The organism is Desulfovibrio desulfopostgatei, assembly GCF_053570645.1.
Genome location: NZ_JBRBQS010000002.1, coordinates 261,775 through 287,797 on the forward strand (window position 1 = coordinate 261,775; position 26,023 = coordinate 287,797).

Sequence of the window (26,023 nt, forward strand, 5' to 3'; positions counted from 1 at the left end):
GAGCCTCATATGCCCAGAATCCTGCCTGGAGAAACGGATATTTATGCCATCACGGATGCCGGTCTTTCACTGGGAAGGCCGCTTGAAGAAGTTGTTTCCGCCCTTATGGGGGCAGGCGTGCGCATTTTGCAATATCGCGAAAAAAAACTGAAATCCGGTGCCATGCTGGAGGAATGCCGCCTGTTGCGGCGGCTGACCAGGGAGGCCGGAGCCTGCTTTATCGTCAACGACCACGTGGATATCGCCATGCTGGTGCAGGCAGACGGCGTGCATGTGGGGCAGGAGGATCTGCCTGTTCCCGCCGTGCGCAGCCTCGTGGGGCCGGAAATGATCATCGGCCTTTCCACCCACCTGCCGGAGCAGGCCCGCGAAGCCCGCAGCCTCGGTGCGGACTACATCGGCGTGGGGCCGATCTTTGCCACCAACACCAAGGAAGACGTGGTCGATCCCGTTGGGTACGAGTATCTGGATTGGGTCGCCCGCAATGGGGATTTGCCCTTTGTGGCCATTGGCGGCATCAAGCGGCATAACATTGCGGAAGTCGCGCGGCACGGCGCGCGCTGCTGCTCGCTTGTGAGCGAACTGGTCGGCGCGCCCGACATCCGGACCAGAGTGGAAGATGTGCGCAAGGCCATGCGTGAAGGCATGGTGGGGTAGGGCCTGTTTCTAAATAATTCTTTTGGCCGATCACTGCGTCATCCAGCATTTTTTACTCCAGTCATGGACAAAAAGCGCTGCTGTCTTTATCCGTAGCTTCCTGCGTCGCAACGGCTAAAGCGAGTCCGCTCCTGTCGTAAAAAAACTGTTTTCCTTGTCCTCGGCGCAAAATCTTTTATTTAGAAACAGCCCCTAGATGTAATATTCCAATAGGTTGTTCACCTTTCATAAATCGGTAAAGCTGGTGTTACCAGACAACAACATACCGAGTGAAGGGAAGGGTGAACAACGTGTTGACACTCTACACCTGGAGCGGGCCAGCATCAAAAAAAGTGGCGGCACACGCTGTTGCGTATGCCGCCACTTATGATTCTGAACGCACGGTGCGCTATTGCAGAGCCTGGCCCACTGCCCTGTGGTAGCCGCGCATGCGGCGACTTTCAAGGCGTGAGCGTTGCAACTGCGACCTGATTTCGCTGTGCGCCCTGGTGGCAAGTTCCGTCAGCTGATCCTGCACACGGGCCAGCTCAATCAGGTGAGTTCTGTATTGGTCGGCCTGGCTGTCTTCCAGCATGTGCCAGGCCATGCTGGTCACTTCGCCCCGCCTTTCGGCAAGCTCGACCGCCCTGTCGTATGCGCCGTCCTCCAGTGCCGCCATTTCCAGGCGGGCAAGGTTCAGCGCTTCATCAAGAAGGCATACTCCCTGATTCATGCAAGCTCCTGAGGCCTATTGGGCCATGTGTTCGGCAACCTGCTTGTGCAGAATCTCGCTGGTGGCGCGCCAATCGTCGCACAGCGGGATGAATTCATATTCAAGCAGGTCAGCCAGGAGAATCCAGTCTTCGTTTTCCAGCACGTCGCCCATTTCAGAAAGCAGGCTGGAAAATTTTTCGGTTTTTTCGGCAAAATCGGGCAGAGCGCCATCCGTGTAGTTGGTGCGCAGTTCACCCAGCATGCCCATGAAGTCGCGGGTCACGTCCAGCAGATCCTGAAAAAGTTCCAGGGCGTCAGTGTCGGAGGCGGCGCGGAACAACCGGGCCACTTCGCGCGAACCGTGGGCCATCATCTGGGCGACCTTGCCCATTTCGGCGGACATGTCCACAGCCATTTCAGCCATGGGCACGGAGCGCACCTCAATGGAAGAAATTTCGGAGCAGGCGATGTCTTCGGCCTGATGCGGATAGATCTCGGAAAACGCTTCGTTGTTTACCAGAACGTCCGTGACCACGCGGTTGGTCATCTGGTCTTCCTGCATGACATCTTTGAGCAGTTCCTCAAGGTTGGCAAAGGCAGAAATACTTTTTTCGCTTTGTGAGCCGTCTATGATTATCATTCCAGTTCCCTCCTCTCCCCACAGGGAAGATTTTACCGTAATGTGTTCTGAGTATGTTTAAGCAAATGACGTGCCATCAGTAAATTTATGGCGCCAGATAACGAAATGCGCGCCAAGCTGGGCAGTAAGCTCCAGCAGGTCGTCCAGCCGGTCGCCGCGTTCCTGGCGCAGTTCACGCCAGAAGGCCCCCAATGAGCGCAGCTCGGGGCAGGCGTCAAAAACCGTTTGCAGGCGTTCGCAATTGCGTAAAAACAATTGTCCTGCCTTGGGGCTTTTGCCCAGCAGTTGTCCTTGTTGCGTAAGCATTTCAAAAAGTTGTGCGGCCTGCTCCAGCGATGCCGCCATACGTTGCGAAAATCCGGCAGAAAAAGCGCCAGCCGAATCGTCCGCATGGGCGGTGCCATGTGCAGATGATGAAGGGGCATTTTCTTCAGGCTGACGTGTATCCGAGCTCCCTTGCTCCGCCGCTGCGGGCCGGGCCGCGCTGTCCAGTTCGTCAAGTATCTGACGCCAGAAAATCCGCTGCTGCGCAAGCCAGAGGCTGCGATCCTCGGCGGCGTGCTCCGTAAGGCAGCGCACGGTCATAAAGCCCTTGTCATCCTGTTCCGTCAGCCATACGCGGGCCTCGCGCCCCACAAGGTCAAGCGGTGCGGCATCCCATCGTCCAGCGTCAAGCCATGACAGGGCGAGGGATTCCACGCTCCGGGGGCTGATGTGCGTCACACATGCCAGATTATTGGGGCAGGGGCGGCCAAAGGGGCAGGGATGGCAGGGCAGGGCAGGTTCCAGGCAGCAGCATCCGGGCAAATAGGGGCCGGTGTCGCAGGGCTGGGCCGTGGCTAGAAATATGGCCAGGCAGGGCACGCCAAGGCCAGCAGCTAGATGCATCGTTCCGGTATCGTTGGTAAACAACAATTTTGACCGGCGTAGCAGTGCCGCCAGTTGGGTGAGGTTGGTCTTGCCCACGGCATCCACCCAATGCCCTTGGGCAGCCTGGGCATAGGCCTCGGCCAGCGGGCGTTCGGCAGGTGAGCCAAGCAGCACCGGGCAGAGCTTGCGATCGCGCCACAGCCGGTCGCCCACCTCGGCAAAAAAATGTGCGGGCCACTGCCGCCGGGCTTCGCTTGCGCCCAGCTGCATGGCCACAAAACCGCATGTCTCTGGCGGAGCCTCGGCAAGCAGGGCGTCCGCCGCAACCAGGGCTTCCCCGGGCGGATCAGCCAGCCGCTGGCGTGGTTGCACGTCTGCGGCTGCTGGCGTGTGCGGAGCGCCCACCATGCGGAACATATCCGCAAGATTAAAGGGGGCGCTCAGTCGGTTTGTAGCGCCGCTGTTCAGAAATGTGGACCAGATGCCCCTGTTTTGCCCAAAACCGTGCGCGTCTAGGCAGAAACCTCGAATTTTGGCCTGCCCGTCCACCTGCCCGCCAGCCAGCAGGCCAGTGAGCAGCCGCGCAGGCAGGGTAGTGGTCAGGTTGACGACGCAGTCGGGCCTGGCCTCGCTCCTGACGGCGCGGGCAAATTCCAGCAGAAGCGCCGTTGCGATGCGCCAATCCTTGTCCATGTCGGCCATGAGCCGCGCGCCGGGCAGGGGCCAGGTGCGCTCCACATGGCGCAGCAGGGGCTGGGCGCTGGAAAAATTGTCCAGGCACACCAGATGCACTGCCTGGCCCTGACAATGCAGATCTTCAATGAGGGGCTGGCATTGCAGCAGGTCGCCAAATCGCGTCAGGTTGATGACCAGTGTGGTGCCTGAGCGGTCAGCCGCAGAGCAGGTGGTCTCCATTGGTTGACTGCCTTATGCCAGCGCCGAGGTTTTGCCGCCGTTCAGAAGGTTCAGGGCCAGGGCCTTTTCCTGCTTGAAGCGGTTGGCCACGGCTGCCTGAATATTGCTGTCGGAAGATCCGAACTGCCCCACGCGTATGTTGTACACGTTGTTGATGAGGTTGCGCTCATAGGCCGCATCGGTCGGTTTGCCGCTCATGGCGTGCGCCCGCTCGAATATGCGTGCTGCGCCAGCAGGGCCGTGCTGTACGGATGTGCTCCAGATAACCTCGCGCATGGCTGTGGAAACCTTGTCTGGGTTCAGGCCGATGCGTTGTGCGATGGAATCCAGCGCGGGCTTGTAATGGCTCTGACGTACAAAGGCCTCCTGAAGATCCTCAAAACGCTCGGGCTGTTCGCTGGCGATGGCTCGCCACGTGTCGGGCATGGCGCCCTTGCGGCTGCCCGTGTTGCCGGGGCCGGAGGAGCGCAGGCGCTTGGAAAGATCCGGGGCTTCCGTATCCAGAAAATCTAAAAAATCCTTCAGGCTGCCCGCGCGGGACGATACCTGATACTTGCCGTAGGAGGTACCACCATTGCGGTCATAGCCCACGGCGGCAATGCCGTCGCTGCCAGACTCAAAGCGGGCTGAAAGCTGGCCGAGCTCCATGTCCTCTACCTTATGCGAGGGTTTGGTGCGGGCCTGAGCCTGGGGCTGGGTGCGCGAATGGACAAAATCGCCCATGTTGAGTCCCTTGATGCGGTTGTCCATGGCGCTGGTCATGGAGCGCAGATGGCGGGCAGTACCCATGCTGCGGGCAAGATCAAGGGTTGAGTTGCCGCCTGATACTGTCTGCATGAGGCTGTCAATGGCCTTGGTCTGGCGCATGTCGGTTTCTGCCTTGCTGAACACCTGCGCGCGGGCAAGATCGCTGGGCGAACGCCCTGCCAGTACCATGCCCTGCTGCCCCGTATTTCCAGCCAGGGCCATGCCTGCACGCTGCATTTCGGCCGTGCTGGCGTTTTCCGCATTGGTGGTCTGGCCGCTCATGATGTTGGCAAAGGACGCAGGGTTTCCGGCCTGCGCAGGCGCAGTGCGGCGTGGTGCTCCCGCCTGGGCCTTTTGTGCATCAGATGGGGGGCGGATCAGAAAATTGGAAAGTGCCATGTGTTCCTCCTGCGGGCCTGAGGCTCCGCGTTGAGGAAAAAGCAAGTACAGTGCCAACTCTGGATATGCGCGGGTAAAACGACAGGTTATATTTTGCGGGTCGGGCCTGCGCCGGAATGCTGACGCTGGCGGAGGAACCCGTGAGGGTTGCCATCAATAACAAGGGCAACCGACAGCATCGGTTGCCCTTGGGAAAGGCAATGGGGTATGGGATCAGGCTGCCCCTTCCGAGCGGAAGCGGTTACTGCTTGGCGGGTTGGGCTGGTGCTTCTTCGGTGTTGGCGCTGTGAACGGAAGTCGCCAGTTCCTTGGCAAGCGTTTCGGCAAAGACCGGGGGCATGCCCGCGCCCGTCTTGAATTCCTGATGGACGAGCAGGGCAATGCGCATCTGGCTGCTGCCAACGGCATTGCGTTTGCCAATGTTTTTGAGGTTTGTGCGGCGGGAACCCTGAGTGCTGGGGACATGGCGCTGCACCAGCAAAACATCCGCCACCAGGGCGGTGCCGCCCTTGCCGCTCAGTTGCGAGGGGGCGTCATACCCTGCAGTCACCACCTGGCGGGCGGTTTCCGGTGCGGTCGTCCCGGCAGCAAGCACGACTATCTGGAGGATGTAGCCAGCCTCGCTGGGGTTTGGCACTACCGTATAGCCCTGGCGTTGCAGCCATGTTTCCACCTGGGTGCGCAGGCCGAAAACCTTGTTGGTATTATCGCGCACATTAACATAAACCGCCGGATGGATGTTCACATCGGCTTCCGGCTCCTCAATCTGGCCCTGACGCAGCACTTCCACACGTGCGGCGTCCGCCGGTTGGCGCACGCACCCGCACAGGGAGGCAACGGCCAGGCACAGCATCAGAATATAGCGGATAAAGGACATACTGCTCCTTTGAGATGCCGCCGCCAAAAAAGGCGCGGATCTGAGTTGTATTCGGGGGGGAGATAATATTTGCGACCAGCCTCGCGGGGCGAGGGCTGGAATGCGGATAGCGTTGGCGCGAAATCAGGAGCGCAGCGACTCGAGAATCTTTCGGCTTAATGTGTCCTCTAGGGCGGGCAGGATTTCCTCCTTGCCCATGTTGGCTCCCTCAGCGCGCACCGTGGTGCGGTGCATGTCCGCATCTGACGGTTCCCGTCCGTTGCGGCCCACGCCCACGAGAGCTTTCATTCCCCATATTTTGCTTTTGCCGGAACTGTCCAGTAGGGCCACGCCCAGGCCAAGGGCCGCTCCGGCGCCTGCCCCCCAGGCTGCCCCGCTTCTGCCGCCGGTTGTGCCGCCAAGCAGCACGCCCAGCATGGCTCCGGTGGCGGTTGAACCCAGGGCATGCCCTGCGCTCACAGGCGCGTTGCGCGAACCCAGAGGGTATATGTCCTCTACCTTCACGCGTATGAGCAAGTCTGCCTTTTGCGCCGAATCGGCGGGGGTCAGATCTTTTTCGCTCTGCAAATAACTCGTGAGCATGGATTCAAAGTCGGCGTTAAACGAGGCATCGCCGCCGCTCACTGCCACGTGCACGGTCTGCCCTTTGCGCACCTGCACACTTTGCAGCGGTGCATCAGAAACATCTGCATCGCTGCCTGGCTGCGCTCCGGAATCTGCGGCAGGCGGGGTGCCCGGCTGCTCCTGATGCGTGGCGCAACCCGCGCCAAAAGCAAACATGGTCAGCAGGCACAGAGCCGCAAAAAAGTTACGTGGCAGAAAACAGATTGTCATATGCTTCCTTGCAATTTTGAACGACACTATCATAAATAGCGCAGATTGGCCTTGCTGTCCAGTTTGGCACGGTTGCCCCCAGGATAAGCGGTGCTGGCGTATGGAGCTGAGACAGGTCGGGACTTGACAAATGCTTCGTACTTGACGCTATTGGTTGTGTCGCGCATTGCCGCCAACGGGGCGTTATGGCGCTGCAATGGATTTTGGCAACGGAAAATAATCGTTGCGCGGGCGTGTTGCGTTGCGATTGCACGCAAGAAAAATTGCGTGAAAACGCCGCGCTGGCAACCATATAAGTGACGGTGCAGGGTGCGCGCGGCAGCCACGCGATGGCGTGAGCGTTAACAGGGCCGCACGTTTTTTGCCGGCAAGCACGAGATAACCGAGGGGCAGCATGGGCAAACAGCTTATCATTGTGGAATCACCCGCCAAGGTGAAGACCATCAAGAAGTTTCTGGGGCCGCAGTACATGGTGCAGGCCAGTGTTGGCCATGTGCGCGACCTGCCGTCCAGCTCGCTTGGTGTGGACGAAGCCAACGATTTTGCGCCGCACTACGAGGTTATAGACAATAAAAAAAATGTGGTCAGCGAACTCCGCGCGGCCGCTTCCAAGGCCGATACCGTATATCTCGCGCCCGACCCCGACCGCGAGGGAGAGGCCATTGCCTGGCATGTGGCGGAACTTATCCGCGACAAAGCCAAGGATATCAAACGCATCCAGTTTAACGAAATCACGGCCAAGGCGGTGAAAGAAGCCTTGGCGCACCCGCGCGAGCTCAACGGACATCTTTTTGACGCGCAGCAGGCCCGCCGTGTGCTGGATCGTCTGGTGGGCTACAAAATTTCGCCCCTGCTGTGGAAGTCCATCAAGCGCGGCATTTCTGCCGGGCGCGTGCAGTCGGTGGCCCTGCGCCTCATTGTTGAGCGCGAGGAGGCCCGCGAGGTCTTCAAGCCCGAAGAATACTGGCTGTTCAAAGCCTTGCTGGCAGCCGACGTGCCGCCGCCGTTCAAGGCCGAGCTTGCCAAGGTAGGCGGAAAAAAGGCCGTGGTCAGCAATGCGGCCCAGGCCAAGGATATTGAAGACGCCATGGCGGGCAAGCCCTTTGTGGTAGAAAGCGTGGAAGAAAAAGAGCGCGAACGCGCCCCGCAGCCGCCCTTCATTACCTCAACCTTGCAGCAGGCTGCCAACCAGCGCCTTTCGTACACTGCCAAGCGCACCATGAATATTGCCCAGCGTCTGTACGAAGGCGTTGAACTGGGCGACAGGGGGCTTACGGCCCTCATCACTTACATGCGTACCGACTCCACACGCATTGCCGATGAAGCCCGCGATGCAGCCAAGGCCTTTATTGAAGGCAGCTTTGGCAAGGAATATCTGCCCAAGCGGGCCAGGGTCTACAAGGCCAAGGGCGGCGCGCAGGACGCGCATGAAGCCATCCGCCCTGTTGATGTGACCATCACGCCCGATGAGGTGAAAACTCACCTGCCGCCGGAGCAGTACAATCTTTATCGGCTCATCTGGTCGCGCTTTGTGGCCTCGCAGATGGCCGGGGCGCGCTTTCACGACACCACGGCCAGTATTGCCTGCGCGCATACGCAGTGGAAGGCCAAGGGCGAGCGCCTGTTGTTCCCCGGTTTTCTGGCGGCCATGCCGCGCGGCAAGGATGAGGCGGACGCTGAACTGCCGCCTCTGACCGCAGGGCAGACGCTCACGCTCGAAAAGCTCGACAAGGAGCAGAAGTTCACCCAGCCCCCGGCCCGCTTTAGCGAAGCAAGCCTTGTGCGCGAGCTGGAAGAACTGGGCATCGGGCGTCCTTCCACTTATGCGGCCATTATTTCCACCCTTCAGGACAGGGAATACGTGAGCCTGAAAGAGCGCCATTTTGTGCCCACCGACCTTGGGCGCGTGGTATGCACCCAGCTTGTGGAGCATTTCGGCAAGCTCATGGACGTGGGTTTCACCGCCCAGATGGAAGAAAACCTGGACAAGGTGGCCGAAGGTCAGGAACAGTGGGTCGAACTGCTGCGGCGTTTTTCGGAAGATTTCAATCCCACGCTGGCTGCTGCGTCCAAGAATATGAAGAGCCTCAAGGGGGGCATGCCCGCAAACCTGCCCTGCCCGGAGTGCGGCAAGGATCTGCTCATCAAGTTTGGCAAGGCCGGGGCTTTTCTGGCCTGTTCCGGCTATCCGGAATGCCGCTACACCAGCAATTTTGAGCGTACGGAAGACGGCACCGTGGAAGCCGTGGCCCAGGAAAAGCCCCAGTATGAAAAGGTAGGAGACTGCCCGCAGTGCGGCAAAGACCTGGTGATCAAGAAGTCCCGCACTGGCAGCAGCTTCATTGCCTGCACGGGCTATCCTGATTGCAAGTACGCGGCTCCGCTTTCCACCGGGGTGCCTTGCCCACGTTGCGGCAAAGGGTCTCTGGTGGAAAAAAGCACCAAGCGCGGCAAGATATTTTATTCATGCGACCAGTACCCGCAGTGTGATTTTGCCCTGTGGGACAAGCCCGTGCCCGGCCCCTGCCCACGGTGCAATTCGCCCTATCTGATCGAAAAGAAAAGCCGCGATGGCGCAAAAGTCATCTGCCCGGTCAAGGGCTGCGGCTATGTGAAGGAGGATGGAGATGGGTAAGAAAAACGATGCCTCTCTGTTGCCTTCAGCCGGCGAAGGCCCCAAGGGCACGCCGGAATCTCTGGTGACAACCCCGTGGGAAGACACGCTTGAAGCCCGCGCTGCGGCCCTGCTGACTGGGGGCGAACCTCTGGTGCTTGTGACCGTGGTGAGCCGCACAGGCTCTGCCCCGCGCGAAGCCGGAACCCGCGCCCTTCAGACTCGCAACGGATTTGAAGGTACAGTGGGCGGCGGCCTGCTTGAAGCGCGCGCCATGGAAGCGGCCCGCAACAGCCTTGCAAGCGGCCTTTCTGCGCGTGTTTCGTGCGACATGAGCGGCTTTACGCCCAACAGCGACATGATCTGCGGCGGCGGCATGGAAGTGCTGTGCGAGGTGCTTGCACCCCGTCAGGCTGAAATGTTCGCCCTCGCGGCAGAAGTACTGCGGCTGGGCGGTCGGGGTGCATGGCTGGTTGAACTGCGCCAGGACGGCGTTTCGCTGCATGGCGAGGGGGAAACCCCGCAGAGGCGGCTGTTTGTGGACGCCTTGCCGGAACATGCCGTTTTGACCGAAGGCGTGACCGTGGGGCTGGACGCGGTAACCCCCCTGCTGGAGACGCGCAAGGGCCGCCCCGGGCTGGTAGATGTTGACGGGCGCATCCTTTACGTGGAACCTCTGGATGCGCCGCCCGTGCTCTTGCTGTGCGGCGGCGGGCATGTGTCGCTGGAAGTTGCGCGGCTGGCCCATTCCTGCGGCTTTGTGGTGGATGTGGTGGACGACCGCGAAGAGTTTTCCAATGCGGGGCGCTTCCCCATGGCCCGCCATTGCCGGGTTTTGCCTGGCTACGAGAACCTTGTGCAGACCTGCGATATCGGGCGCAGGCATTTTGTGGCCATTATCACGCGCGGGCACAGTTTTGACCGCGAGGCCCTGGCTCAGGCTCTGACAAGTCATGCCCAGTATGTGGGCATGATTGGTAGCAGAACCAAGCGCGAACAGGTGTATGCCGCTTTGCGCAAGCAGGGGGTGCCAGATGCGGAACTGGCTGCCGTATGCTGCCCCATTGGCCTTTCCATAGAGGCGGAGACACCGCAGCAGATTGCAGTTTCCATTGTGGCCGAATTGCTGGCCGCCCGTGCCGGGACCCTGGTGCGCCTGCGATTTGACGACTAGAGCCGTTGGCGAATGAAATAATCTAACTGCCCGGCCAGAATTTTTTTGAAAATTCTGGCCGCGAAATGCGGGCAGGCAGGCTTTTGCCTGCTGTAGGCGCATTTCAGGTGCTAACTGGCCCTGAAAGGCGAGTGTGCGCCGCTCCGCCGCGCAGTTGCCTGCTGCCGGATTGCCGGGTGCGCAGATACTTCATCCCTTACCCTCCAAGGCGCTTTGCATGACCCTTACAATTGTCGCCCTGCTGTTTCTCCTGCTTGTAGGCATTTATATAAATGCCAGGATGCGTACTGCGCGCCATCTGCGCTGCATCGCAGAGGAGAAGGGCGATATTGCCAGGGCCTCCGGCATGACGGCCAGCATCGGCGTTTTTTATCCTGATGTGAGCGCCACTGTTGTTATGGGCGTTTCTGAGGAAATCGGGGCGTGTTATTACCGTGTGCTGCGCGACGGCAAGGTCATCAACCGCAGCCGTATCAATCTGGCCAACATCAAGCGTGTGGAACTGCTGATTAACGGCGATGTGCGCAATGTGGGCATTTCATCCGCGCAGGCCACCAGTTTCCTCAAGGCCACCGATGTTGCAGGCAGAATACTTTCTCAATATTCTCCGGCAGACCTGCGCGTCATGCTGCGTGCTGGCCTGCGGATTGTCTTTGCGGGTGAAAGCGGTGCAGAGAAGCAGCTGGAGATAACAGTGCTGCGCATGACTGACGAGCGCCACAAGTTCAAGCGCATGGAGCTGCTCAAGGATACCGTGTGGTGGGTGGTCTTTCTGGACAGTGCAAGCGCCAATGCCAGACACATCAGAGAGTACTTTGAAAAGAGTGAAACCCCTGATTCTGATGGAGAATTTTTCTAAAAAAATAGTTAATAATTTCAGTATGTTATAAAAAAATACCACGATACCGTAACTGCCTGAAATTACACGATATAATCACATTCAGCATTTGGCTGCCCAACAGCCCGATACATTGCTTTTTGGCGTGAACTGTGCTTTTTAAAGGGGTGGTTTACTGCAATTGTCGGTGAGTTTATCAGGCTGGGGCTGTATGACGCCCCCAACGCGTCATTAGGCGCTTGTTCGCGCCAAATCTTTCATGCTGATCCCCCCCCAGGAACGACGTTTAGCGATGACCCGTCTCGGTGGAAAATAAAGCCGCCGCCGTTACGCCGTGCGTGTTTTGAGCGCCGTGCGCCACGCCATATGGAGTTATTCATGAGTATCAGACCTATTGCGAAAATTTCAGTTGTATTGGGGCTTTGCCTTGCCCTTGTCGCTTGCCAGAGCGACAAAAAAGGACAGCCCGACATGCGCTTGCCGGTGTCGGCTGTTGAAGTAACCGTGGCCGATGCCTCCTGGCCCAGCCAGTTTCAGGCTCAGGCCTCAGGGTCACGCGCTGTTGAAGTGCGCGCCCGTGTTCAGGGCATTATTGAAAAGCGCCTGTATAACGAAGGCGATTTCGTTAAGGCCGGGCAGCAGATGTTCCAGCTTGAACGCGATCAGTACGAAGCCCAGGTGCAGCAGGCGCAGGCCCAGTACGTGAACGCGGAACGTGAATGGAAGCGTATTCGCCCTCTGTACGAAAAGAACGCCGTTTCGCAGAAAGACCGCGATTCTGCCCTGGCAGCGTACGACAGCGCCAAGGCCTCCCTGCGTCAGGCCAAGATCAATCTGGATTACTGTCAGGTGGTGGCGCCTGTTTCCGGCTACAGCAGCAAGGAAAACTACACCCCCGGCAACCTGGTGAGCAACAATTCGCTGCTTACCTACGTGAACCAGACAGATCCCATGTACATTGACTTTTCCATCGCCGCGCCTGACCGCATGCTGCGCCAGCAGCTTGCAGCCTCGGGCGTTCTGGTGTTCCCCAAGGACAACCGCTACAAGGCCAGGTTGCGCCTGCTGGACGGCACCATGTACGGCACGGAAGGCGACGTGACCTTTATCGACAGCCAGGTGCAGCCCACCACGGGCGTTATCAAGGCCCGTGCGGTGTTTCCCAATGCCGACGGGCAGATCATGCCCGGGCAGTATGTGCGCCTGTTTGTGGAAGGCGATATCCTCAAGAACGCCATTCTTATTCCGCAAAAGTGCGTTGTCGTGACCCAGAAGGGTACCGTGGTCATGGGGCTGGACAAGGACGACAAGGTCTACCCCATTCCCATCACTGTGACTGTGGCTGTGGGAGATCAGTATCTGGTGGGTTCCGGCCTCAAGGGCGGGGAACGCATCATCAGTGAAGGTATCATCAAAGCCCGCCCCGGGACTCAAGTGCGCGTGCAGCAAGCCGGTGGGCAGCAGCCCCAGGATGCCGCGCCGAAGAAGTAGGTAGCATATGGCTGTTTCTACAAAGCCGAATTTCTTTTTGCGCAGGCCGGTTCTGTCGGCCGTTATTTCCATTGTCATAACCCTGGTGGGCGCGCTGGCCATGAAGGCCCTGCCCATCGCACAATACCCCGACCTTGTGCCGCCCACGGTCAACGTGAGCGTGTCGTACCCCGGCGCTTCTGCGGAAACCATTGCCTCCACGGTTCTGGCTCCCCTCGAAGTGAATATCAACGGTGTGGAAAACATGCTCTACATGACTTCCATTGCCGCTTCGGGTTCCGGCTCGGGCAACATCAACGTGTACTTCAAGCTGGGCAGTGATGCCAACATGGCCCTGGTCAACGTGAACAACAAGGTTAACCTGGCCCAGGCCACCTTGCCGGAAGATGTGCGCAGGCAGGGCGTCACGGTCGTCAAGCGTTCGCCCGCCATGTTGCAGGTGTTCTGTTTCTATTCGCCCGACGGGCGCTATAGCGACGTGTTCATCCACAACTGGGCCCAGGTCAACGTTGTTGACGAACTCAAACGCCTCAACGGCGTGGGCGACTGCTCGCTTTTTGGCAGCATGGACTACTCCATGCGCATCTGGCTGCAGCCGGACAAGCTCGCCAAGTACGGCATTACCACACAGCAGGTAACCTCGGCCATCCAGGAGCAGAACTCCCAGTATGCGCCTGGTCGATTGGGCGACATGCCCACGGCTGACTCCACCCAGCTTACCTGGCAGATCGACACCCAGGGCCGCCTTGTCACTCCCGAAGAATTTGGCGAAATCATCGTCCGCTCCGGTGATGACAGCGCCATGCTGCGGCTTAAGGATGTGGCGCGCATAGAACTGGGCGGCAAGGATTACAGCGTTCTTTCCAGCTATAACGGCATGGGTGCCCGCATGGGCGCCGTGTATCTGTTGCCGGGCGCCAACGCCATCGCCACGGGCGATATGGTAAAGGCCAAGCTGGAGGACATTGCCTCGCGCATGCCCGATGGCCTGGCGTATACCCTGCTGGTGGACAACAACGACTTCGTTATCGAATCCATCAAGGAAGTGGTGAGCACCCTGGTCGAAGCCATGATCCTGGTGTTCATCGTTGTTTACGTCTTTCTGCAAAACTGGCGCGCCACGCTCATTCCCTGCATTGCCGTGCCAGTATCCATTATCGGCACGTTCGCGGGTCTGTACGCCTTTGGCTACACCATCAACACGCTTACGCTGTTCGCTCTGGTGCTTGCCATCGGTATCGTGGTGGACGACGCCATCGTTGTGCTTGAAAACGTTGAACGTATCATGAGTTCGGAGCATCTGCCGCCCAGGGAGGCGACAGCAAAGGCCATGAACGAAGTTACGGCCCCGGTTATCGCCATTGTGCTTGTGCTGTGCGCCGTGTTTATCCCTGTTTCGTTCATGGGCGGCCTTGCGGGGCAGATGTACAAGCAGTTTGCCATTACGATCTCGGTATCGGTGGTGCTTTCGGGCATTGTGGCGCTGACGCTCACTCCGGCGCTCTGCGCCCTGCTGCTCAAGCCGCATGCCCATGACCACACGCCTGCCAAGGGCTTTGTGTGGTTCAACTATGTGTTTGGTCGCATTACCCGCCGCTATGTAAACGCCGTGCGTTTTGTCAAAGCCTCCGCCTGGCGTGCGCTGGCGCTCTGCGTAGTCATGGTTCTGTGCATCGTGGGGCTGTTCCGCGTAGTGCCCGGCGGCCTTGTGCCGGATGAAGACCAGGGCTACCTGCTTGGTCTGGCCATTCTGGACGATGGCGCGGCCCAGCCCCGCACCCGCGCGGTCAACAAGGTGCTTACCGACTTCATGCTCAAGAACCCTGCGGTCTTGAGCGTGGGCACGCTCTCCGGTCTGGACATCACCTCCATGGCTGCCAAGAGTAACTACGGCACCTTCTTTGCCCTGCTCAAGCCCTGGGGAGAACGCAAGGATCCCAAGGATGCAGCCAGCGTCATCGTGAACACCGTGGGCGCTGTAACCGTGATGCAGCCCGAGGCCTTTATCTTGGGCTTTACGCCGCCGCCCATCAGCGGCATGAGTAATACCGGTGGTTTTGAAGGCTATGTGCAGATGCGCGGCAGCGGCAGCCTCAAGGACATGGAAGAAGCTGCCAACAAGCTGGTGCTTGAAGTGACCTCCAAAAATGCCGACGGCACGCCCAAGTACCCGGCTGTGGGCATGGTGCGCAACCTCTTCACTACTGGTTCGCCCCAGCTCTACGCCAACCTTGACCGCGAACGCTGCAAGGATATGGGCATCAGCATCGCCGATGTGTATTCGGCCATGAGCGCCACCTTCGGCAGTTCATACGTCAACGACTTCAACCTCATGGGCCGCACCTTCCAGGTACGTCTGCAAGCTGAGGCGGATACCCGTGTGCTGCCTGAAAGCCTTAACGACATATACGTGCCCAATAAAAATGGCGAGATGGTGCCCCTGACTGCAGTGATGTCCCTTGAGCGCCGCACCGCACCCCAGGTTGTGGAACGCTACAACGTGTTCCCCGCAGCCCACATCATGGGTGCGCCCACGCCTGGGTATTCTTCGGGTCAGGCCCTCAACGAAATGGAAAAAGCCGCTTCTGTGGTTTTGTCCTCCGATTACCAGTTGGGCTGGGTTGGTACCGCCCTTCAGGAAAAAATGGCAAGCGCCGACACCACTGTCATCTTTGTGCTGGCGCTGGTCATGGTCTTCCTGATTCTTGCAGCACAATATGAATCCTGGTCCTTGCCGCTTTCAGTGCTCACGGCCGTGCCTTTTGGCGTGTTCGGAGCCCTGTTGGCGACCTGGGGTCGCGGTCTTTCCAACGACATCTACTTCCAGGTGGCACTTGTGACCCTGGTAGGTCTGGCGGCTAAAAACGCCATCCTTATCGTGGAATTCGCTGTTGAGGCCTGGCGCGCCGGGCGCAGCCTTGATGCGGCGGCCATCCACGCATCCAAGCTGCGTTTTCGGCCCATCGTGATGACCTCGCTTGCCTTTATCCTCGGCTGCGTGCCGTTGGCCATCAGCACGGGCGCGGGCGCAAACAGCCGCCACGCCATCGGCACGGCGGTCATCGGCGGCATGCTGGCGGCAACGTGCATAGCCACGCTGTTTGTGCCGTTCTTCTTCAAGGCCATCATGCAACTCTCACTGAAACTGCAGGGCAAAACTGATCCGAATGCGGGCAGGGACCACCTTGCGGAAGACCAGGAGGACGACATATGAGCGCTTCCGGCAAGGCCCCGGGCATAATGCTCAAGACACCTGCATTGGTGCTGATGCTGGCCATGCTGCTTTCGGCATGCTCTCTTGCTCCGCGCTATGACAGGCCGGAGCAGGAAATGCCCAAGCAGTGGAGGGCAGTGGATATGGGCTCAGCGCCTCTGCATACCGACTGGTGGAACAGATTTAACGACCCTGTGCTGTCAGAACTGGTTGAAGAAGCGCTGAAAAACAATCAGGATCTGGCCGAATCCATGGCCAAGATTGAATCTGCCGCCGCGCAGGTGGGCGTAGGCACGGCCGCGTTGATGCCCGTCATCAACGGCACCGGTTCCGCCGCCGCTCAGGGCGCATCAGAAAAAGCCGCCAACACGGTGCCTTTTGACCAGAGCAAGATGTCGCGTTCTACCACAGCCTATCAGGGCGCTCTGAGCGCCTCCTGGGAACTGGATTTCTGGGGCAAGATCCGCAACCAGTACACCATGCTCAGCGATATCCTGATGACCACGGTTATTGGGCACGAAGCCCTCCGCCTCTCGGTGGCCGGGCAGACGGCCCAGGGCTACTTTGCCCTGCTGGCGCAGGACATGCAGCTTGATACGGCCCGACGCACCCTGAAATCGCGTGAAGAATCCTTCCGGATTTATACCGCCCGCTACAAACAGGGCGATATTACCGAACTCGACTGGCAGCGCGCCCGTGCAGAGGTGGAAACCGCCCGCGCCCAGGTGCACACCAGCACCGTGGATGTGGACAAGGCAGAGGCCGGTCTGGCCGTGCTGCTTGGCCGCTCGCCCCGCGACATAATGGATCGGGCCATGAAGCGCGGACAGGGCATCCACATGTTGCCCGCGCCGCCTGTGCTGCCCGCTGGCCTGCCTTCTGATCTTCTGGAGCGTCGGCCTGACGTGCGCGCCGCAGAATTCAGCATCATGGCCTACAACGCCAATATCGGCGTTGCCCGCGCACAGTTCTTCCCCTCCATCTCCCTCACGGGCATGCTGGGCTCCCTGAGCGCTTCCATGGGCAACCTCTTTACCGGCCCCGCTGGTACATGGAGCTATGGCGCAAGCGGTACGGTGCCCTTGCTGGATTTTGGCCGCAACTGGTATAACCTCAAGGATGCCGAAGCCCAGAAAAAGGCAGCCATCGCCGTGTATCGTAAAACAGTGCAGACGGCCTTTGAAGACATCCGCACGGCGCTGACATCGCAGCGTGAGGCCGACCACATCGTGAGCAGCATGCAGGTGCAGGTTGAAAGCCTGCGGCGTGCCGCCCAGATTGCTGGCCTGCAATACGACAACGGCTATACGGACTACCTGACGGTGCTGGACGCCGAGCGTCAGCTTTTTGCTGCCGAACTGCGGTTGGCGACAGCGCTGCGCGACAGACTTGATAGCGTCGTCAGCGTGTGCATGGCCCTTGGCGGCGGTTGGCAGGACCCCGGCACAAGCCCCAGCTTCCCTGTGGTGAACACAGAAAAGCTGTTGCAGGAGCAGGCTGGCGGACGGGCAAGCGCGCCTGCGGCTAAATCCGAATAATATACGAACTGAAGCGGCATGCTGCCGCTGACTGATAAACAGTGGGGGAGGCGTCTGACGGCGCTTCCCCCACTGTGCGTTTATGTGCATATTCGTCCGTATCTGGGAACTGAAGCCAGCCCGGCCCGCTCGCGGGGGCTTTACAGAAGGGGCGGGCCTGTCGTAAAGGGAAAAACATGGATAAAAAGTTGCCCCTGATTTTTCTTTCTCTTTGCGTGGCGCTGGGTTTGTGCTGCTCTGCGCCGGATTTGGCATGCGCCAAGGAAAATCCGGCCTCGACAGATCAGACTGACAAAAGCACACCTCAAAGTGCCCCCCCCAAATCCAGCGCCCAGCGTTCTGGCGAGAAAAAAGGGGCCTCCGCCAAGGCAAACCGGCGCGAGGGCAAGCAGAAGGAAAAGAACTCCAAGGGTATTCACGCCCCAGCGTGGGCGTTTGGCGGCGGGGCGCAGAGCCGGGATGCATGGCGGGAAGGCACAAGCACCAACGATCTGCAAAAGCGGGCCGTGGGGGATGACGTGCCCAAGGAAAAATCAGTAAATACAACGGCCAGCATCAATTCCGCCCTCAAGGGGCCGCCAGCAAAAGAAGAACACAAAAGCGGCATGGCAGTGAGCGTGGGGCAGGAAGACTCCGCGTGGCGTAAGAAGGGAGAGCATGAACTAGAGGCGGACGAAAATGTCCCCATGCAAAGCCGCCATGTTGTGCGGGCCTATGCGGATGTGGACGCGGGCGATGACCTGAGCATCAGGGTCGGGCCGGAGCTGATCCTCAAGGATGAGCAGCGCGAGCGCGCCAATGCCAACAAACAGCCCGAATCCGCCTTGGGGTTGGGCATGCAGTTCAAGCTTGACTTCTAGCCCTGCCGCAGGAGTGGGTAATTGTTTGTCTGTGCGTGCGGGGTTGCGTAAGGAATGGCTGCCCCACAGCGGGTGAAGGGCCGTATGGGGCCTTACTGAACGTTCTGCGCAAGGATAAGATCCACTTCATCCACGCTGAGGCCAGCGTTTTTGGCGATCTGCCGACTGCTCAGGCCTTTGCGGTGTCCATTTAAAATCAGTTCCCGCAAAAACTGGGGCGACCGGCTGATGCCCTCGGCCTGTTCCAGCAGGCGGCGCAGTTCATGCGTGCGCGCTTCCAGCTTTTCATCCAGATTCCGCAACTCCGCCTGCCGTTGGGCAAACGTAGCCACTATTTCTTTTTCCAGCCGTGCGTTCATTTCTATGCGCGCCAGCAGGCTGTCCTGATTGCCCTGCAAGGCGTTGAGCAGGCCCTCTGACCGGCGCAAACGCAGGTAGAAAACAAGCACACCGCCAAGGATGGCAAGCTCGAAGAGGGAAAAGAGCATGATAAGTGCGTAAAGCAGTGTGTCGTTCATACTTTTATGTTCAAAAGGTTGCCCACAAGCGGGGATGAAGTTTCACCCGCTGGGGTTTCCGGTTCAGGGGGGGGCCGCCGCCTTCTGCGGCTGCCAAAATGGGGTGCGCCCTGGTGATCGGCATCCGGGTTCAGCGCCGTCTGGGTTCCGGGTTCTGTGCGCGTTACCTGCTGCTGCTCCTGCTTTGCCATGGCGGCGGCAAGAACGCGCGACATGGCAGCCGATGCCTGCGGGGCGACAGCAGCGGCATTGCTTACGGATGTGGCCAGGCTGGTCTGGGCATACAGCACGGCCATGGTGGCGTCAACGCTCATGGAGGCCTCCTGTTGCCGGTTCCGGGGGCCTGACGACCTTCACAGGTCGCTTGTGCAACAGCAGCGGGTGTGCCTTGCGTCGGGCCACGGGCGCTGTCGTCTGCTGGCTCCACTGGCCTGCAGATGCTGCTGTGGCTATTCGTTCAGATAACTCTCAAACAAAATGTCATCAATGCGCCCCTGCGTCAGGTAATCGTTCAGCACCCCGCTGAGGTCTTTTTTTATGATAGCCGTATTGGCCGGATTCAGCAAAAACTCGTCCGACTTGCTGCTCAGGTAATAATACAGGGCATCACGCAGAGGAATGAGCTTGTGGTCAATCTCCATGCCCACCCTGGGGCTTTGGCTGACTGTTGAAAATTTGCAGATCAAAAAGCGCGCCCCAGTGGGTGTTTGCCGGGGAATAACGAAGGGTGCCAGTTCCTTGACGCTGTCAGGCTGGGCAGTCGGTGTTTTCGCAGAAGGCACCACGATCACGTCCGGCTTGATTGGCTCCGGAGGCGGCGGCGGGGGGGTGCGCAGTACAAACCACCAGATTGCAGCGCCTGCCACCAGCAACACGAGCAGGCCAGCAGCGGCAGCAATGAGCAGCAGCTTTTTTTTCTTCTTGGGTGGTTCGGCCCCTTCTTCGGCTACCTGAAGTGGGGCTTCCTCGGTTTTGGCCGGGGGAGGAGGCGCCTGTTCCACAAGGAACGGGGCATCGTCAAGATCAAGTTCGACCTTGCGCAGGCTTGTGTCCTGGCTGACCGCAACCTGAAGTTCATCCTTGACGGGGGCGTCTTTCAAATCCTGCTTTTCAGCCACGCGCCTCTCCTGACAATCACGGCCTGTTCATCTGTTCCATGCCGTGACCAGCACTACACTACCACAACCACTAAGAACAAAAAACCCGCCCCGAACCAGGTGAGCGCATGCAGCGCTGACCCCGGCCAGGAGCGGGCCGTCAAAGCCAGGGAAATTTGGCGCTGTGGCCAAAGGCAGGTTGCCTGCGAAAAGGCTGGCTGCCCTGCGTGGTTATTTATGTATATCCGCGCCACGCATGCTTGCCGGGCGAATGCACATCGCCTCTGGCAAGTTTTTCAACATGGAATGCTCTAGGGGAAAATCTTGTCGATTTTCTGCTTCATCGTGTCCGCAGTGAAGGGTTTGACGATGTAGTTGGAAACCTTGGCCTGCACGGCTTCAATGATGTTTTCCTGCTGGGCTTCAGCAGTGACCATCAGAAAGGGGATGTTGGCAAACTGCTCGCTTGAGCGGACCTTGCGGAGCAGATCAATGCCTGTCATCTGGGGCATGTTCCAGTCCGAAACGATAAAGTCGATCTTCTCGCGGTTCAGAACTTCCCATGCCGAGGTGCCGTCATCGGCTTCCACCACGTTCTGAAAACCAAGCTGGCGCAGAATGTTGCGCACAATACGGCGCATGGTGGAAAAATCGTCAACCACAAGAACACGCATATTCGGATTGTAAGGCATGAGAAGAACTCCTTGAAGCGCCGTCAATATCGGTTTGCAACAGACGTTGCAGCCGTGCGCCACTGTCTGTCGTAAGCTTATATTTCTGTGCCTTCGCCGTAGAGATTATGAAATTCCTTGCGAAGGCGGCTCAGGGCCTGTGAATGTAATTGTGAAACCCTGCCTTCAGTGATGCCCATGACTTCGGCAGTTTCACGCATATTCAACTCATCAGTATAATACAGCGAGAGTACCAACTTTTCTCTTGGCGTCAAGCGGTCGATCAGCGGTGCCACGCGCTCCACAAGCTCTTGCAGGGCAGTGCTGCGGAAGGGTTCTCCGCCTTCGGGGCCTTCGCCAGAAATCGTGTCCTGAATAGCGTCAAGTGAAATCCAGAGCTGGTTTTGCAGGGCTTCAAGCCCCTGCCGCACATCACGCATGTCGAGGCCGGTGATCTTTTGCAGCTCGTCCTCGGTGGCCTGACGGCCTTGCTCGTGTTCAACCTTGCGCATGGCTTCATCAAGCACCCGCACACGCTGACGCAACGACCGGGGAAACCAGTCAAGGCGGCGCAATTCATCGAGCATGGCTCCCTTGATGCGGCTTTCGGCATACGTTTCAAAGCGGATGCCGAGCTGCGGCCTGAACTTGCCCAAGGCTTCCATGAGGCCCAGAGTGCCGGAGCTGATCAGCTCCCCAAGTTCTATGCTGCGCGGCAGTTTGGCTTTGAGCCGCAAAGCGAGAAAGCGGATCTTGGGCGCATAGTGACGCACCACGGATTCCTGCTCTGCCGGTGAAAAGCTCTCCCAAGGGGTTGCCCCGGTTTCGAGCGCTTCCCAGGGGCAGGGAGCTTGCGCTTGCGCTGTGCCGGTCTTCATGTTGGTTTCCTTCGGATTTGCCTCTTCTACCCCGTGGCATCTGGATGCCTGTTGTGCCTCGCTCCACCTGCCCGCCAAGGCTGGTTGCGCTGCGTTATTGACTCGTTGAGGTTATGAAGCGTTGTTTCTGTCGCCAAAGGCTTTTCAGGCCCGGAATCCCATCCGCAATTCTAGCGGAACAGCAGTTTTTTCCAGAAAAACTTGATGTTGCCGTCGAGGTTTTCGGGGGCTTCCCATGCGCTGATGTTCTTGGCCAGCGACATGGTGGCCTTTGCCGCCGGGCTTTGCGGTTCGCTTATGCAATAGGGCAACTGCTGCACCACGGCCTTGCGTACGCCTGTATCGCGCGGGATGACGCCCACAAGTTCCAGGGAGACGCCGCTGAGAAAATGGTCGCAGGCCTGATGCAGACGCACAAACATGTCCTTGGCCGTCTTGAGGTCCGGGGCCATGTTGACGCACACCTTGAAGCGTTCAACGCCGTGATTGTTTTTCAGCACCTTGATGAGAGCATAGGCGTCAGTGAGCGAGGTCGGTTCCGGTGTGAGCACCACCAGGCGCTCCTGCGCGGCCATGTTGAAATAGAGCACGTTGTCGCTGATGCCTGCGCCTGTATCCACGATGAGGTAGTCAAGCCCGTCTTCCATTTCATCAACGGCTTCAAGCAGTTCAAGCTTCTGACCCGTGGAAAGGGTGAGCATTTCGCTCATGCCGGAGGAAGCAGGCAAGATGGAAAAGCCGTAAGGCGTGGGAAAGAGTATGTCCGAAATGGTGGCCCCTTCGTGAAACAGATGAAAAATATTCTTCTGCGGGGTCAGACCAAGCACCACGTCTACGTTAGCCAGGCCGAGGTCGGCGTCAATAAGCACCACCTGCTTGCCCAGCTGCGCAAGGCAAGTGGCAAGATTGACCGAGATATTGGTCTTGCCTACGCCGCCCTTGCCAGAGGTGACGGAAAAAACCAGAGGGAAAGTGCCGCTCATCTGTCTGCTCCACATGTTATGGCTCATGCCGCGCTAGGCGGCCTGGCCGGGAAGTTGCCTTTTGAAAATAAGACGCCAGACCAGCGGCTCGGTGGCCGGGGCAAGGCTTTCCTTGAGTTCCGCGCCGAACGACAGTGCTGAAACCGGCAATCCGGCAGCGCAGGCCACATTCACAATATTGCCGAAGCTTACGGCTTCGTCCAGCTTGGTCCATACAAGGGAGCCAGGCCCTTCAAATTTATATCTTTGTAAAAATGCCTGTGTTTGCAGCGCGTCAAAAAATGGCGAAAGCGTAAGGTGCGTAGCTGCTTCCACAGTGTCCAGGCCCATGTCGGCCCGCCAGTGGGCAAGATTGCCGTTGCGGTCAAGGCCGGGAACATCAATGAATACGGCGCGGGCCTCTCGTGTGGCGGCCAGGGCAAGCTCCATGGCGGCCTTGTCGGGCGCTTCCATATACGTAAAATTGGAAAGTTCCGCCCAGTGGCGCAAAATCAGCCTGCCGTTGCCGCGCAGGCAGTCGGCGTTGATAAAGGCAATGCGCGCTTCTGGTTCGTGTTTGCGCAGGTGCAGTGCAAAGCGCAGGGCCGTTGTGGTTTTGCCAAAACCGAAAGGCCCGGCCATCAGGTGGATGCGCTGCTGCCACTGTTCCGCGCCCCAGGCCTTAACCGGCACCATGCCGCAGAGGCATTCAAGCACAGAGGCTCCGGGTTCCGCCAGCAAGCGCTGATAAAGGTCAACCGCCACAGAGTCAGAAACACCTTCGCGCTGCAAATATTCCAGAGCAACACGCTGGCGGGGCGTAAGGCGTTCAAGCTGAATGGCTGGCTTCATCAAGGCAAAAATCTGATCCTTGAGATGCATCCATTCCTTGTGCCATTCACCCCAGCCAGCAGGCGCGCCTGCGGCTTGCGCTGCTTCGGCCTTGGGGCGCTCGATCCCGGCAGTTATTTCATGGCAGACGGCACCGTTCTTACGATAGGTGCGGTTGCCCAGGATAACGGCGTCAGGCCCCATCTCGGCCTTGATTCTGGCCAGAATTTCCTGTGATGTGGCCCCTGTGAACGTCTTTACCTGCATGGCCCATTCCTTTGCCTAACGGTTCTATATCGCCCAGCGGCGCATCAGTGCCGTTTGTTTGACGACAGACCAGTAGTTGCAAATTCGGGGCCAACTTGTTGGGCAGTATTGGCCCATGCGGTTACAATCACGGGAATGCAGCTTTTGGCATAGACAATACTAGCTGGTGGAAAAGTAAAAGGCAACGAATCCTGATAGCTGGAGAGGAATATAAAAAATAAAGCGGCGCTCTGACACAAGGGGTCGGAGCGCCGCGCAACGTTGGGGCTGGCCGGATTATTCGGCGCTTACCACGCCCACAGATTGCAGCCGGATGTCGGGCGGAATCTCCGCCTGCGAGATGACCGGCACCGTGGGCAGAAAGCGCGTGACAATCTGGGCCAGATGCGGGCGGATGAGCGGCGTCACCAGCAGCACGGGCTGGGCATCGGTATTCACCGCATTGTCGGCAGCCGTGCTGATGTTGTTCACCAGCCGCTGGGCCACAGCCGGATTCATGGAGAGGAAGGTTACGCCGTTGTCGGCATGGCGAATGCCTTCCTGCACCATACGCTCGGCATTGGGCGCAAGGGTCAGCACTGAAAGCGTTCCCTGGCTGTCCAGATACGGCCGCACAATGGCGCGGGAGAGTTTTTCGCGCACATATTCTGCCAGCGTGTCGGGGTTTTTGACGCTTGTGCCAAAGTCGCCCAGAGTTTCCACAATGGTGAGCATGTCGCGTATGCTGACGCTTTCGCGCACCAGCAGTTGCAGTACTTTCTGCACCACGCCAAGGGGCAGCACATTGGGCACCAGGTCTTCCACTGCCTTGGGCGCATGCTTTGCGACCGTGTCCAGCAGACCCTGCACGCCCTGGCGGTCAAGAAAGTCGGCCAGCTGACGCTTGAACACTTCCGTCAGATGCGTGGCGATAACCGTTGCCGGGTCAACCACCGTGTAACCCGCAAGCATGGCTTCCTCGCGCTGACTGTCGGGAATCCACAGGGCAGGCAGGTTAAAGGCAGGCTCGCGCGTTTCAATGCCGCTGATCTTGGTGGTCACGTTGCCGGGATCCATGGCCAGAAAGTGATCGACCAGAATTTCTGCCGAAGCCACCTGATTGCCCTTGATAAGCAGGGCGTACTGGCCGGGCTTGAGCTGAAGGTTATCGCGCAGGTGCAGCGAGGGGATGACCACGCCCATGTCCAGCGCGAACTGTCGGCGGATGGAGCGGATGCGGGCCAGCAGGTTGCCGCTCTGTTCTTCGTCCACCAGAGGGATGAGGCCGTAGCCCACTTCAAGTTCAAGTGTATCAAGGGGCAACAGTGCCTGAACCTCTTCCGGCGTGTCGGCAGTGCCTGAACCGCTCTTCTTTTTCTTGTCTGCCTTGGCCTTGTTGGCGGCCTCCTGATCCTTGTTTTCCGTGAGGCGGCTCACCACAAAGATAAGGATGGATATGCAGAGGAAGGGGATGGTCGGCAGGCCGGGCACCAGCGCAAACAACAGCAACACGCCCGAGACCATCTTGAGCGCGCGGCTGTTGAAGGTAAGCTGGGCCAGAAATTCTTCGCCCATCTTGGCTTCGGAGGCGGCGCGCGAAACCAGCAGGCCTGTGCCGGTGGAAACAATGATGGAAGGTATGGTGGAAACCAGACCGTCACCGATGGTCAGCAGGGAATAGGTGGTGAGGGCTGTGTTCCAGTCCATATCCTTCTGGACCATACCGATGATGATACCGCCCACAAGGTTCACCAGGGTGATGAACATGCCTGCGTTTACGTCGCCCGAAACAAATTTGCAGGCACCGTCCATGGCGCCGTAAAAATCTGCTTCCTTGCGCAGCCCTGCACGGCGGGCATTGGCCTGTTCTTCATCCAGCAAGCCAGCGTTGAGGTCGGCTTCAATGGCCATCTGCTTGCCGGGCATGGCGTCCAAGGTGAAGCGGGCCGCCACTTCTGCGATACGCGTGGTACCAGCGGTGATAACGGTTTTGTTCAGAATGAACAGGATCATAAAGATAACTGCGCCCACAACGTAGCTGCCGCCTACAACAAACTGGCCGAACGCGCGGATGACTTCGCCCGCGGCGTTTGCGCCCATATTGCCGTTGAGCAGAATAAGGCGGGTGGACGCCACGTTGAGCGCCAGCCGCAGAAGGGTCGTGACCAGCAGCAACGAAGGAAAGATGGTAAATTCCAGCGGCGAGGTCATGAACATGGTGGTTACAAGCACCAGCAGTGAAATGGAAATACTGACGCAGAGCATGAAATCGAGAAAAAACGTGGGCAGAGGCACCAACATGACAAACAGGATGATGACCACGCCGGCTGCAAGAAATATTTCGCCGTTTTTTGAAAATCGAGCGTAATCAAGCTGGGGGATTACTGCGGCAGCCATTTTTATGACACCTCTCTGCGTTGGTTCCCGAAAGCGGGTTTACCCTGGAACGTATGGGCAAG

The 26,023-nt window shown here is 58.8% G+C and carries 22 protein-coding genes; 8 read left to right on the forward strand and 14 right to left on the reverse strand.

The window, feature by feature from the left end; genetic code table 11:
* The first annotated feature begins 9 nt into the window (after positions 1–9).
* Positions 10–657: a thiamine phosphate synthase gene (gene thiE, locus ACUZ9Q_RS01145; protein WP_192112180.1), complete on the forward strand. Its 648-nt coding sequence runs from the start codon at positions 10–12 to the stop codon at positions 655–657.
* A 388-nt stretch (positions 658–1,045) separates the two neighbouring features.
* On the opposite strand, the gene ACUZ9Q_RS01150 is transcribed toward thiE, so the two are convergent.
* From ACUZ9Q_RS01150 to ACUZ9Q_RS01175, 6 genes are all read right to left on the reverse strand, one after another.
* The gene (locus tag ACUZ9Q_RS01150) at positions 1,046–1,369 is read right to left on the reverse strand and encodes a hypothetical protein (RefSeq protein ID WP_192112181.1); all 324 of its coding nucleotides are present in this window, start codon (positions 1,367–1,369) and stop codon (positions 1,046–1,048) included.
* A gap of 15 nt (positions 1,370–1,384) precedes the next feature.
* The gene (locus tag ACUZ9Q_RS01155) at positions 1,385–1,990 is read right to left on the reverse strand and encodes a hypothetical protein (RefSeq protein ID WP_192112182.1); all 606 of its coding nucleotides are present in this window, start codon (positions 1,988–1,990) and stop codon (positions 1,385–1,387) included.
* Positions 1,991–2,047: 57 nt separating this feature from the next.
* Positions 2,048–3,775 carry a glycosyltransferase family 9 protein gene (locus ACUZ9Q_RS01160; RefSeq protein WP_449247182.1) on the reverse strand — a complete coding sequence of 576 codons (1,728 nt, stop codon included), beginning with the start codon at positions 3,773–3,775 and terminating at the stop codon, positions 2,048–2,050.
* Between the two features lie 12 nt (positions 3,776–3,787).
* Positions 3,788–4,921 (reverse strand): VgrG-related protein, encoded by a 1,134-nt coding sequence (locus ACUZ9Q_RS01165; protein WP_227118960.1) that lies wholly within the window; start codon positions 4,919–4,921, stop codon positions 3,788–3,790.
* Between the two features lie 241 nt (positions 4,922–5,162).
* Positions 5,163–5,798, reverse strand: coding sequence for a complement resistance protein TraT (gene traT / locus ACUZ9Q_RS01170; protein ID WP_192112185.1), 636 nt, complete (start codon positions 5,796–5,798; stop codon positions 5,163–5,165).
* A gap of 123 nt (positions 5,799–5,921) precedes the next feature.
* Positions 5,922–6,632, reverse strand: coding sequence for a hypothetical protein (locus ACUZ9Q_RS01175; protein ID WP_297892822.1), 711 nt, complete (start codon positions 6,630–6,632; stop codon positions 5,922–5,924).
* Between the two features lie 394 nt (positions 6,633–7,026).
* On the opposite strand from ACUZ9Q_RS01175, the gene topA reads away from it, so the two are divergent.
* The 7 genes from topA to ACUZ9Q_RS01210 all read left to right on the forward strand — a co-directional run bounded on the left by topA (position 7,027) and on the right by ACUZ9Q_RS01210 (position 18,361).
* Positions 7,027–9,267, forward strand: a complete 2,241-nt coding sequence (gene topA, locus ACUZ9Q_RS01180; protein ID WP_192112187.1) for a type I DNA topoisomerase — start codon at positions 7,027–7,029, stop codon at positions 9,265–9,267.
* Entirely contained in the window at positions 9,260–10,420 is a 1,161-nt protein-coding gene (locus tag ACUZ9Q_RS01185; protein ID WP_192112188.1) for an XdhC family protein, read from the forward strand. Before topA ends, ACUZ9Q_RS01185 begins: the two co-directional genes overlap by 8 nt.
* Before the next feature lie 217 nt (positions 10,421–10,637).
* Positions 10,638–11,279: a thioredoxin gene (locus ACUZ9Q_RS01190; protein ID WP_192112189.1), complete on the forward strand. Its 642-nt coding sequence runs from the start codon at positions 10,638–10,640 to the stop codon at positions 11,277–11,279.
* A gap of 357 nt (positions 11,280–11,636) precedes the next feature.
* A complete protein-coding gene (locus ACUZ9Q_RS01195) occupies positions 11,637–12,749 on the forward strand; it encodes an efflux RND transporter periplasmic adaptor subunit (RefSeq protein ID WP_192112190.1) in 1,113 nt (370 codons plus the stop codon).
* A 7-nt stretch (positions 12,750–12,756) separates the two neighbouring features.
* The gene (locus tag ACUZ9Q_RS01200; protein ID WP_215646712.1) at positions 12,757–15,963 is read left to right on the forward strand and encodes an efflux RND transporter permease subunit; all 3,207 of its coding nucleotides are present in this window, start codon (positions 12,757–12,759) and stop codon (positions 15,961–15,963) included.
* Positions 15,960–17,501, forward strand: coding sequence for an efflux transporter outer membrane subunit (locus ACUZ9Q_RS01205; RefSeq protein ID WP_308583862.1), 1,542 nt, complete (start codon positions 15,960–15,962; stop codon positions 17,499–17,501). The genes ACUZ9Q_RS01200 and ACUZ9Q_RS01205 overlap by 4 nt, the downstream gene beginning before the upstream one ends.
* A 176-nt stretch (positions 17,502–17,677) precedes the next feature.
* Positions 17,678–18,361: a hypothetical protein gene (locus ACUZ9Q_RS01210; protein ID WP_449247183.1), complete on the forward strand. Its 684-nt coding sequence runs from the start codon at positions 17,678–17,680 to the stop codon at positions 18,359–18,361.
* Positions 18,362–18,453: 92 nt separating this feature from the next.
* Here ACUZ9Q_RS01210 and ACUZ9Q_RS01215 read toward each other — a convergent pair whose 3' ends face one another.
* From ACUZ9Q_RS01215 to flhA, 8 genes are all read right to left on the reverse strand, one after another.
* Positions 18,454–18,879 (reverse strand): hypothetical protein, encoded by a 426-nt coding sequence (locus tag ACUZ9Q_RS01215; protein ID WP_192112193.1) that lies wholly within the window; start codon positions 18,877–18,879, stop codon positions 18,454–18,456.
* Positions 18,876–19,193 (reverse strand): hypothetical protein, encoded by a 318-nt coding sequence (locus ACUZ9Q_RS01220; RefSeq protein ID WP_192112194.1) that lies wholly within the window; start codon positions 19,191–19,193, stop codon positions 18,876–18,878. Before ACUZ9Q_RS01220 ends, ACUZ9Q_RS01215 begins: the two co-directional genes overlap by 4 nt.
* Before the next feature lie 135 nt (positions 19,194–19,328).
* Positions 19,329–19,997: a flagellar basal body-associated FliL family protein gene (locus ACUZ9Q_RS01225; protein ID WP_297144869.1), complete on the reverse strand. Its 669-nt coding sequence runs from the start codon at positions 19,995–19,997 to the stop codon at positions 19,329–19,331.
* A 290-nt stretch (positions 19,998–20,287) separates the two neighbouring features.
* The gene (locus ACUZ9Q_RS01230) at positions 20,288–20,668 is read right to left on the reverse strand and encodes a chemotaxis response regulator CheY (protein ID WP_192112196.1); all 381 of its coding nucleotides are present in this window, start codon (positions 20,666–20,668) and stop codon (positions 20,288–20,290) included.
* A gap of 77 nt (positions 20,669–20,745) precedes the next feature.
* On the reverse strand, positions 20,746–21,525 hold the full coding sequence (locus ACUZ9Q_RS01235) for a FliA/WhiG family RNA polymerase sigma factor (protein WP_192112197.1): 780 nt from the start codon (positions 21,523–21,525) through the stop codon (positions 20,746–20,748).
* 170 nt (positions 21,526–21,695) lie between these two features.
* Entirely contained in the window at positions 21,696–22,508 is an 813-nt protein-coding gene (locus ACUZ9Q_RS01240) for a MinD/ParA family protein (protein WP_449247184.1), read from the reverse strand.
* Positions 22,509–22,541: 33 nt separating this feature from the next.
* Positions 22,542–23,585, reverse strand: coding sequence for a flagellar biosynthesis protein FlhF (locus tag ACUZ9Q_RS01245; protein ID WP_215646710.1), 1,044 nt, complete (start codon positions 23,583–23,585; stop codon positions 22,542–22,544).
* A 276-nt stretch (positions 23,586–23,861) separates the two neighbouring features.
* Positions 23,862–25,961, reverse strand: coding sequence for a flagellar biosynthesis protein FlhA (flhA, locus tag ACUZ9Q_RS01250; RefSeq protein WP_192112200.1), 2,100 nt, complete (start codon positions 25,959–25,961; stop codon positions 23,862–23,864).
* Positions 25,962–26,023: the final 62 nt, after the last annotated feature.